The organism is Planomonospora algeriensis (assembly GCF_977012225.1).
On sequence record NZ_CDRNDK010000214.1, the window covers coordinates 1 to 10,568 of the forward strand.

General features: G+C 70.2%; 8 protein-coding genes and 2 pseudogenes. 7 read left to right on the top strand and 3 right to left on the bottom strand.

Annotated elements, in window-relative coordinates; translation table 11 throughout:
* Positions 1–412: 412 nt before the first annotated feature.
* From ACWJ6R_RS21010 to ACWJ6R_RS21035, 6 genes are all read left to right on the top strand, one after another.
* A complete protein-coding gene (locus ACWJ6R_RS21010) occupies positions 413–1,414 on the top strand; it encodes an ABC transporter permease (RefSeq protein WP_449063868.1) in 1,002 nt (333 codons plus the stop codon).
* 60 nt (positions 1,415–1,474) lie between these two features.
* On the top strand, positions 1,475–3,250 hold the full coding sequence (locus tag ACWJ6R_RS21015; protein WP_449063874.1) for an ABC transporter substrate-binding protein: 1,776 nt from the start codon (positions 1,475–1,477) through the stop codon (positions 3,248–3,250).
* An 82-nt stretch (positions 3,251–3,332) separates the two neighbouring features.
* Complete coding sequence (locus ACWJ6R_RS21020; RefSeq protein ID WP_449063869.1) at positions 3,333–4,346, top strand: ABC transporter permease; 1,014 nt, start codon at positions 3,333–3,335, stop codon at positions 4,344–4,346.
* Entirely contained in the window at positions 4,343–5,380 is a 1,038-nt protein-coding gene (locus ACWJ6R_RS21025) for an ABC transporter ATP-binding protein (RefSeq protein WP_449063870.1), read from the top strand. Before ACWJ6R_RS21020 ends, ACWJ6R_RS21025 begins: the two co-directional genes overlap by 4 nt.
* Positions 5,377–6,435, top strand: coding sequence for an ABC transporter ATP-binding protein (locus ACWJ6R_RS21030; protein WP_449063871.1), 1,059 nt, complete (start codon positions 5,377–5,379; stop codon positions 6,433–6,435). The genes ACWJ6R_RS21025 and ACWJ6R_RS21030 overlap by 4 nt, the downstream gene beginning before the upstream one ends.
* A gap of 271 nt (positions 6,436–6,706) precedes the next feature.
* The gene (locus tag ACWJ6R_RS21035; protein WP_449063872.1) at positions 6,707–8,386 is read left to right on the top strand and encodes an ABC transporter substrate-binding protein; all 1,680 of its coding nucleotides are present in this window, start codon (positions 6,707–6,709) and stop codon (positions 8,384–8,386) included.
* Between the two features lie 70 nt (positions 8,387–8,456).
* Here the strand turns inward: ACWJ6R_RS21035 and ACWJ6R_RS21040 are convergent, their stop codons facing one another.
* Positions 8,457–8,804 carry a hypothetical protein gene (locus ACWJ6R_RS21040; protein ID WP_449063875.1) on the bottom strand — a complete coding sequence of 116 codons (348 nt, stop codon included), beginning with the start codon at positions 8,802–8,804 and terminating at the stop codon, positions 8,457–8,459.
* 176 nt (positions 8,805–8,980) lie between these two features.
* A pseudogene (locus ACWJ6R_RS21045) lies at positions 8,981–9,082 on the bottom strand (hypothetical protein); the annotation flags it as partial.
* 276 nt (positions 9,083–9,358) lie between these two features.
* Here ACWJ6R_RS21045 and ACWJ6R_RS21050 point away from each other — a divergent pair.
* Positions 9,359–10,213, top strand: a complete 855-nt coding sequence (locus ACWJ6R_RS21050) for a LysR family transcriptional regulator (RefSeq protein ID WP_449063873.1) — start codon at positions 9,359–9,361, stop codon at positions 10,211–10,213.
* Positions 10,214–10,287: 74 nt separating this feature from the next.
* Here ACWJ6R_RS21050 and ACWJ6R_RS21055 read toward each other — a convergent pair.
* Positions 10,288–10,568 (bottom strand): annotated as a pseudogene (locus tag ACWJ6R_RS21055) (hypothetical protein); the annotation flags it as partial.

Sequence of the window (10,568 nt, forward strand, 5' to 3'; positions counted from 1 at the left end):
GGCTCAGGGGCGCCGCCGCGGTCACCCAGCCGCTGCCGAAGCGCACGCCCGCGGCCAAGCCGGCTCCGAAGCCCGCCGCGCAGCCCGCGGCGGACGACGACTTCTCCGACATCGAGGACATCCTCAAGCGCCGAGGGATCGGGTGAGGTGGTGGATCGATCCTGGTCATGTCACAAAATCAAGACATAACCGGAACACCACTCATACATGGATGTCAAGATCAGAACGAATGAATTTCACGTAAATCACAGTTAAGCCACATAGCCCCCCAATGGACTAGTCACCGCAGATCAGCCCATAGATTCTGCGAGGCGGGACCGCGAAAACGGGCCCGTAGACTTCAGGGCGCGACACCCCGGACCGGGGCACGCGCCCGTCGGACAACGTCGTCTGGGACCCAGGGGGCCACTGTATGACCGCACCGCTCGACGCGCCCGGCAAGGCTGCCGAGGCCGAGCCGGAGGCCGTAGTCACGGGCGTGAGCGGGAAGGCCATCCAGGGCCGCTCGCTCGGCCAGATCGCGTGGCTGCGCCTCAAACGCGACAAGGTCGCGCTCGCCGGCGCCGGTGTCGTCGTCTTCCTGATCCTCGTCGCGACCTTCGCGCCGCTGATCGTGGGCTGGTTCGGCCACCCGCCGAACGAGTTCCACCAGGAGATGATCGACCCCTCCACGATGACGCCCAAGGGCGGCTCCGGCATCAGCGGGGAGTTCCTGTTCGGCGTGGAGCCGCTCAACGGCCGCGACCTGTTCAGCCGCGTCGTCTACGGCGCGCGGATCTCGCTGCTCATCGCCTTCCTGGCCACCGTGCTCTCGGTGGTCATCGGCACCGTCATGGGCGTCATGGCGGGCTACTTCGGCGGCTGGGTCGACACCCTCATCAGCCGGCTGATGGATATCTTCCTCGCCTTCCCGCTGCTCGTCTTCGCGATCGCCCTGGTCGGCGTGCTCGGCCAGTTCGAGCAGGAGCTCGGGGTGCAGGGAGACACGCTCCGGATCCTGCTGCTGATCTTCGTGATCGGCTTCTTCAACTGGCCCTACATCGGCCGGATCATCCGGGGGCAGACGCTCTCGCTGCGCGAGCGCGAGTTCGTCGACGCCGCCCGCAGCCTCGGCGCCCGCGGGCCGTACATCCTGTTCAGGGAGATCCTGCCGAACCTGATCGCGCCGATCCTGGTCTACGCCACGCTGCTGATCCCGACGAACGTGCTGTTCGAGGCGGCGCTGTCGTTCCTCGGCGTCGGCATCCAGGCGCCCACGGCGACCTGGGGCGGGATGCTCGCGCAGGCGGTGAAGTTCTACACCGTCCCGCACTTCATGTTCTTCCCGGGCATGGCGATCTTCATCACGGTGCTGGCGTTCAACCTCTTCGGCGACGGGCTGCGCGACGCGCTCGACCCGAAGTCCTCGCGCTGACCCGGGACTCCGCACCGACCTCTCCTGTTCCATCTCCCTATCCTGCAAGGGGTGCAAGCAATGAAAAAGGGATCCGCACTGGGCCTCACGGCCGCGGGTGTCGTCCTCACCGTGGGCCTCGCCGCCTGCGGCGGCGGCAGCAGCCAGGGCAACCAGGCCGGCCAGACCGGTGGTGACAAGGCGAGCGCCCCGGCCGCGCAGGAGGCGTTCAACGCCGGCGTGGACAAGGTGTTCAACCCGTCCGACGCCAAGGGCGGCACGCTGAAGTTCGCCATCTCCGAGGACTGGGACTCCGTCGACCCGGGCGACACCTACTACGCCCTGTCGTGGAACCTCGTCCGCATCTACGGGCGCTCGCTGGTGACCTACACCCCGGCCCCCGGCGCCGAGGGCCGCAAGCTCTCCGCCGACCTGGCCGAGAACCTGGGCGAATCGAGCGACGACGGCAAGACCTGGACCTACAAGCTCCGCGCCGGCGTGAAGTTCGAGGACGGCACCCCGATCACGTCCAAGGACGTGAAGTACGCGGTGCTGCGCTCCATGGACAAGGAGACCTACCCCAACGGTCCGACGTACTTCAACGACTGGCTGGACCTGCCGAAGGACTTCAAGAGCGTCTACAAGACCCCGGACGTCAACACCGACTCCGCGATCGAGACGCCGGACGACCAGACCATCGTCTTCCACCTCAAGAAGCCCTACGCCGGCTTCGACAACTTCGCCGCCCTTCCCGGCACCATCCCGGTGCCCCAGGCCAAGGACACCGGCGTCAAGTACCGCGAGCACGTCATCGCCTCCGGTCCCTACAAGTTCGAGAAGGTCGAGGCCGGCAAGCAGTACACGCTGGTCCGCAACGAGCACTGGGACCAGGCGACCGACCCGGTCCGCAAGGCCCTGCCGGACCGCTACGAGATCACCCTCGGCGTCAATGCCGACGACCTCGACAACCGGATCATCTCCGGTGACCTGCACGTCGACCTGGCCGGCTCCGGCGTGCAGCCCGCCGCGCTCGGCCGCGTGCTGAGCGACCCGGCGATGAAGGCCCGGGTGGACAACCCCACCGGTACCCGTACCTGGTACACCTCGATCATCAGCGACGTGCCCCCGCTCGACAACGTCGAGTGCCGCAAGGCGATCATCTACGGCGCCGACCGCGTCGGCCTGCAGAACGCCTACGGCGGCGAGTTCGCCGGCGGCGAGATCGCCACGGGCCTGATGCCCCCGTCGATCGGCGGCTGGAAGAAGCTCGACCTGTACCCGACCGGGACCGGCGACGCGGCGAAGGCCAAGGAGGCCCTGACCGCGTGCGGCAAGCCCGACGGCTTCGAGACCACCATGGCCTACCGCGCCGACCGCCCCAAGGAGAAGGCGACCGCCGAGTCGCTCCAGCAGGCGCTGGCCAAGGTCGGCATCAAGCTGACCCTCAAGGGCTACCCGACCAGTGACTACTTCACCCTGTACGCCGGCAAGCCGGAGTTCGTGAAGAAGAACGGCGTCGGCCTGGCCACCAACGGCTGGGGCGCCGACTGGAACGACGGCTTCGGCTTCATGTCCCAGATCGTCGACAGCCGCACGATCCGGGCCTCGGGCAACTACAACCTGAGCATCAAGGACAAGGAAGTCGACGGGCTGATCGACCAGGCGCTCACGGAGAGCGACACCGCCAAGCGCGACGCGATCTGGGGCCAGATCGACCAGCTGGTCATGGAGCGGGCCTACGTGCTGCCGTCGGTGTGGTCCAAGAGCGTGCTGGTCCGCCCGCAGGGCGCGAGCAACGTGTTCGTCACCGGCGCGTTCGACATGTACGACTACCTGGGCATGGGCGTCCAGCAGTAAGTCCTGCCGGAAACCCGTTCAGACGAAAGCCAAGGCGTAAGGGGGCCGGCCCACAAGGCCGGCCCCCGGAGCCGGGGGGACTGTGGTCACATACATCATCAGGCGCCTGATCGGCGCCCTGCTCATGCTCGTCATCGTGAGCATGGTCACATTCTCGATCTTCTTCGTGGTTCCCCGGATGGCGGGCGCCACGTCCGAGGACTTCGCCAACCGATACCTGGGCAAGGCCGCGACCGCGGAGATGGCCGCGGTGGCGGCGGAGAAGCTCGGGTTCAACGACCCGGTCCCGGTGCAGTACGGGCGCTGGATCAAGGGCGTCTTCGCCGGCGCCGAGTACGACACCGGCGCCTCGGTCGAGCAGTGCCCCGCTCCCTGCTTCGGCTACTCCTTCGTCAAGCGGCAGCCGGTCTGGCCGGAGCTGGTCGACCGGATTCCGGTGACGCTCTCGCTCGCCGTCGGCGCGTCGGTCATCTGGCTGCTCGGCGGCGTCGCGGTCGGCGTGCTCTCCGCCCTCAAACGCGGCTCGTTCTTCGACCGCGCCGCGATGAGCGTCGCACTCGCGGGCGTCTCCCTGCCGATCTTCTTCACCGGCATCGTCTCCCTGGTGGTCTTCAGCTACGGGATGGGCATCACCGCGCCCGGCGGCGCCTACACGCCGTTCGAGGAGAACCCGGCGGAGTGGGCCTACAACCTCCTGCTGCCCTGGATCACCCTCGCCTTCCTCTACGCCGCCTCCTACGCCCGGCTCACCCGCGCGGGCATGCTGGAGACCATGGGCGAGGACTACATCCGCACCGCCCGGGCCAAGGGCCTGCCCGAGTCCGCCGTGATCACCAGGCACGGCCTGCGCGCCGCGCTCACCCCCATCGTGACGATCTTCGGTCTGGACCTGGGGCTGCTGCTCGGCGGCGCGGTGCTCACCGAGAGCACCTTCTCGCTGAAGGGCATCGGCGACTACGCCGTCCAGGCGATCATGACGAACGACCTTCCGAAGATCATGGGCGTCACCATGATCGCGGCGCTCTTCGTCGTGATGGCGAGTCTGATCGTCGACCTGCTGTACGCGGTGGTCGACCCGAGGGTGAGGCTGGGATGAGCACTCCGACGAGCTTCCTCGAGCTGAGGGACCTGCGCATCCACTTCCCGACCGACGACGGTCTGGTGAAGTCCGTGGACGGGCTCTCCTACAAGCTGGAGCGCGGCAAGACCCTCGGCATCGTGGGCGAGTCCGGCTCCGGCAAGAGCGTGACCTCGCTGGGCATCCTGGGCCTGCACAAGGGCACCCGGGCGAAGATCTCCGGCGAGATCTGGCTGGACGGCGAGGAGCTGGTCAGCGCCTCCGCCGAGCACGTGCGGAGGCTGCGCGGCAAGAAGATGGCGATGATCTTCCAGGATCCGCTGTCGGCGATGCACCCCTTCTACACCGTCGGCCAGCAGATCATCGAGGCGTACCGGATCCACCACAAGGTCAGCAAGAAGGTCGCGCGCAAGCACGCGATCGACATGCTCGGCCGGGTGGGGATCCCGCAGCCGGAGCGGCGCGTCGACAGCTACCCGCACGAGTTCTCCGGCGGCATGCGCCAGCGCGCCATGATCGCCATGGCCCTGTCGTGCGACCCCGAGCTGCTGATCGCCGACGAGCCGACCACCGCCCTCGACGTGACCGTGCAGGCGCAGATCCTCGACCTCATGCGGGACCTGCAGCGCGACTTCAACGCGGCGCTCATCATCATCACCCACGACCTGGGCGTGGTGGCCGAGCTCTCCGACGACATCCTGGTGATGTACGGCGGCAAGTGCATCGAGTACGGCGCCGCCGAGGACATCTTCGAGCGTCCCGAGCACCCCTACACCTGGGGTCTACTGGGATCGATGCCCCGCCTGGACCGCGAGCCGACCGAGCGGCTGATGCCGATCAAGGGCAACCCCCCGTCGCTCATCAACGTGCCCCCGGGCTGCGCGTTCCATCCGCGCTGCACCTTCGAGGGCCGTACCGGCGGCAAGGCGAAGACCGAGGTGCCGGCGCTGCTGGAGTCCTCGGGCGGCCACCTGGTCCGGTGCCACATGCCGCCGGAGCTCAGGCGGGACATCTGGGAGAACGAGATCAAGCCGAGTCTGGAGTCCTCATGAGCGAGCCGCTGCTGTCGGTGCAGGGGCTGGAGAAGCACTTCCCGATCACCAAGGGCCTGTTCAAGCGCCAGGTCGGCGCGGTCAGGGCGGTGGACGGCGTCAGCTTCGACGTCTTCAAAGGCGAGACCATCGGCCTGGTGGGCGAGTCCGGTTGCGGCAAGACCACGACGGGTCGCCTGATCACCAGGCTCATCGAGCCGACGGGCGGGAAGGTCTTCTTCGAGGGCAACGACATCACCCACATGTCGCAGTCGAGGATCCGGCCGCTCCGCCGCGACATGCAGCTGATCTTCCAGGACCCGTACTCCTCGCTGAACCCGCGGCACACGGTCGGCGCCATCGTCGGCGCTCCCTTCCGCATCCAGGGGGTCAAGACCGAGCACGGGATCAAGAAGGAGGTTCAGGACATCCTCTCGCTGGTCGGCCTGAACCCCGAGCACTACAACCGCTACCCGCACGAGTTCTCCGGTGGTCAGCGCCAGCGCATCGGCATCGCGCGGACCCTCGCGCTCAAGCCCAAGCTGATCATCGCCGACGAGCCGGTCTCCGCGCTGGACGTGTCGATCCAGGCCCAGGTCGTCAACCTGCTGGAGGACCTGCAGAACGAGCTGGACCTGACCTACGTCGTCATCGCGCACGACCTGTCGGTGGTCCGGCACATCAGCGACCGGGTCGCGGTGATGTACCTCGGTAAGATCGTCGAGTTCGCGGACCGCAAGAGCCTGTACGACGCGCCGATGCACCCGTACACCAACGCGCTGCTGTCGGCGGTCCCCATCCCCGACGTCAAGCACCGGGGCGACCGCGAGCGGATCCGGCTGCAGGGCGACGTGCCCAGCCCGCTCAACCCGCCGCCGGCCTGCCGCTTCCACACCCGGTGCTGGAAGGCCCAGGTGATCTGCAAGACGGAGGAGCCGCCGCTGGTGGAGCTGGCCCCCGGCCACCAGGTGGCCTGCCACTTCCCGGAGAACGCCGACAAGGTCTCGGCTCCGGCGGCCGCGAAGATCGCACAGAACGTGCAGGACGAGCGGGACCCGAAGAGCACGATCGCCTGAGCACGACCCGACCGCCCGGAGGACGCCCGGTGGGGCGCGGCTCGCACGAGCCGCGCCCCGCCGGGCGTTCCCGTATCCGAGCCGGGCGCTCCGGGCCGGGCACGCGATCGGAGGGCCCGGCGGCCTCGTCCGGCGACCGACTGTCACATTTGCGCCACATCCTCTCACCGAGGGTGGCCAGCCGCGCCGCGCCCGTGGATCCTTCGATCACCGGAGAGCCGGTCCGCACGGGCGGCCTCGATCCGGCGGTGAGACGGCTATGAGGTGCAGCATGCGACGAGACGGTGTGCCCCTGCGCAGGACCGCGGCGGTGATCGCGGGCTCGGTCCTGATCCTGTCCGCCGCGGCGTGCGGGGACGACCCGGCCCCGGAAACCGCCCGGGCGGGGACGGCGACGGAGGAGTCGGTCCTCGTCTTCGCCTCCTCGGCCGACCCCGCCATCCTCGATCCGGCCTTCCACAGCGACGGCGAGTCCTCCCGGGTGACCAGCCAGATCTTCGAGACGCTCGTGACCACCGAGCCGGGCGGCACCGGGGTCGCGCCGGGCCTCGCGGAGAGCTGGAAGGTCGGTGAGGATGCCGACGCCTACACCTTCACGCTCCGCCCGGGCGTGCGGTTCCACGACGGCGAACCGCTGACCGCCGCGGCGGTCTGCGCCAACTTCGAGCGCTGGTACAACTTCACCGGCCTGGCCCAGTCGGACTCGGTCTCCTACTACTGGGTGACGGTCTTCCGCGGCTTCGCGAAGAACGAGTCCGGCACCCTCCGGAAGAGCCTGTACGGCGGCTGCGAGGCCGAAGACGACCGGACCGTCGAGCTGAGGCTCACCGAGCCGTCCGCCGCCGTGCTGTCGGCGCTGACGCTGTCGTCGTTCGGCATCGCCAGCCCCAGGGCGCTCAAGGCGTACGGGGCGGACCAGGTCGCCGGGACCGCCGGCTCGCCGCGGTTCACCGGGACCTTCGGGACCCGGCACCCGATCGGCACCGGGCCGTTCAAGTTCGCCGGCTGGACCCGCGGCGACCGGCTGGAGCTGGTGCGCAACGACGACTACTGGGGCGAGAAGGCCAAGCTCAGCAAGATCGTCTTCCGGCCGATCGAGAAGGCCGCCGACCGGGCGCGGGCGCTGCTGGCCGGCTCGGTGCACGCCTTCGACTACGCCGACCCGGACGACCTGGAGACGCTCAAGAGATCCGGCGCGCAGGTGCTGGAGCGGGCGTCGTTCAACATGGGCTACCTCGGTTTCAGCCAGAAGACCGAGATCATGCGGAACCGGAGGATCCGCCAGGCCATCGCCCACGCGATCGACCGTGAGAGGATCGTCAGGACCCAGTACGGCGCGGGCGCCAAGGTCGCCCAGGCGTTCATGCCGGACAGCATGTGGGGCCACAGCGAGGACTTCGCCGGATACGACCACGACGTGGCCGAGGCCCGGCGGCTCGTCGCCGAGTCCGGAGTGGCGGACCCGACCCTGGAGTTCTGCTACCCCAGCGGCGTCAGCCGCGCCTACATGGTGGACCCGGAGGGCAATTTCCGGCTGATGAAGGCCGACCTGGAGGCCGCGGGCTTCACGGTCAGGCCGAAGACCCTGCCGTGGAGCCCCGGCTACCTCGACGCCACCCGGGCCGGAGACTGCCCGCTGTACCTCCTCGGCTGGAACAGCGACTTCGGTGACCCCGACAACTTCCTCGGCACGTTCTTCCAGTCGTTCTCCAACCAGTGGTCGTTCCGGAACGAGAAGATCTTCAAGGTGCTGGACGAGGCTGAGAAGGAGCCCGAGCAGGCCGTGCGGGAGGCGCTGTACAAGCGGGCGAACGCGCTGCTGGCCGACTTCGTGCCGGGTGTGCCGTACGCGCAGAGCCCCTCGTTCTCGGCGGTGGCCAGGAGCGTGACCGGCTGGACGCCGAGCCCGGTGCTCCCCAGCGACTCCTTCGCCAGAGTCGCGCTGAGGTGACCTGCTGTCCAGCGGCTCCTTCGCCAGGGTCGCGCTGAGGTGACCGGCCGCGCCCCGGCTCCAGCGGCCGTCAGCCCAGGGCGGACATGACGGGAGCGAAGAACCGGCTCCGGTCCCCGGGGAGCGGCCCGGCGCCGAGGACCATGTCCGAGGTCCGCATCCCCGCCGCCACGCCCCGGGCCTCCAGCCACGCGACCAGCTCCGGGCGGTCGTCGGCGACCTCGACGCGGACCGGCCCCGGGGTCCGGGCGGCGAGGTCGGCGATCAGCGCCCGGGCGGCGGCGGGGTCCGCCGCGATCACCGGTCCGATGACGGTGTTGGCGACGTTGCGCCAGCGCCCGGCGTAACCGGTGATCCCCCCGCACCGGTCCTCGACCACCCGCAGCTCCTCGGCGAAGCCGGCGTACCTCTCCAGCAGCGCCGACCGGTCGCGCCGACGACCTCCGCGTCCAGGTCGGCGATCGCCTTCAGGTCCTCCGGTACGGCCGCGCGGGAGGCCTCCGCCGCGTCCCCGCCGAAGACGCCGACGTGCATGGCCGCCGCGCCCGTCGCCCGGAAACCCAGGCGCTCGTAGAGGGGACGGCCCATCGCGGTCGCGTTCAGGAACACCGTCGCGCCACCGGCCCGCTCCACCGCGTGCCGGACCAGGCGGCCGGCCAGCCCCCGGCGCTCGCGCGGCTCGGCCACCAGCACCATGCTGACCGCCGCGGTGCGGGCGCGTACCGGGTCAGGATCGTGGTGGCGACGAGCGCGCCGTCCGGATCGGCGATCCCGTAGCCCTCGCCGCCCTCCAGCAGGAAGCGCCACTTGCGCTCCTCCCGCCCCCACCGCCGGCTCTCGGCCAGGTCCAGGCAGGCGTCCAGGTCGTCGAGGGTCAGTTCACGGATCAGCATGAGCCGATCATCCACGCCGCGCTCCGCGGTCGTCCGATAGTTTCCGGGAATGGCGATAGCCGATGGCTATTGTGGCCGCATGAGCGTGACACTGCCCGCGGTACGGGCGTTCGTCGAGGTCGCCAGGGCCGGTTCCTTCCGGGAGGCGGCGGCCTGCCTCGGCGTCAGCCAGCCCACCGTGAGCGCCGCCGTCAGGCGCCTGGAGGCGGTGGCGGGGGAGCGGCTGCTGGTGCGGGACCGCGACGGGGTGCGGCTGACCGGGCACGGCGTCAGGGTGCTGGCCCACGCGGCGAGCGTGGTCAGCGCCGCCGACGAGCTGGAGGCGGAGCTGACCGGCCGCTCGCCCGGGCTGACCGTGGGCTTCATGGGGGAGGCGGCGGGCGCGCTCACCGCCGGGCTGCTCGACGAGGTGCGCCGTGTCTCCGGCCGCGAGGTACGGCTGCGCCGCTTCGACTTCGACGACCCCTCCTGCGGCCTGCTGACCGGGGTCAGCGACCTGGCCGTGGTGTGGCCGCCGCTGACCACCGGGGACGTCCTGGAGATCCGGCCGCTGGGCACCGACCGGCGGGCCGTCGCGGTGCCGGCCGGCGACCCGCTGGCCCGGCGGGCGGAGGTGGACCCCGCCGAGCTCGGCGGGCGCGTCTGGGTGGTGCCGAGCAGCCCCGACCCCGTCTGGCGGGCCTTCCGCCATCCCGGTTCCATCGGGGTGTCCGACGTGGCGGGAGAGGTCGGCTCCGGCGCGATCGAGGAGACGCTGGAACTGGTCGCGGCGGGCCGGGGCGTCGCGCTGCTCTCGGAGAGCACCGACGAGCACTACGCCCGCACCGGGGTGGTCTTCGTCCCGCTCCCGACCGACCACCGGTGCGCCACCGCCGTCGCCTGGCGGCGCGGCGACACCCGCCCGGTGCTGGCCGGCATCGTCGCGGAGCTCTGACGCCCGCTGCGGATCCCGTCCCGCCGGCGATTCCCGTCCCGTCGGCGATCCCGGACGGCCTCCGGGAACCGGGGCTAAGTGCTCCGGAGGACCCTGTGCGCGGCTCTGAGGCGTTCCGCCTCGCCCAGGACCGGGTCGCCGCTCGATCCGCCATCCGATCCGCCGTCCGAGTCGCCGCCGGAGACCTCGTCGGCCCATTCGAGCAGGCGGCGCAGGCAGGAGTCGGCCATGGCCGGGACGAGGGGGGCCTCGCCGACGACGACCTCCCCGCCGGTGCCGTCGACGGTGACGAGCGTGCCCTCCGGGAGGGTGCGCCGCCGGCCCGCACGCAGGCGGCGGCGGCGTCGACCGTGAG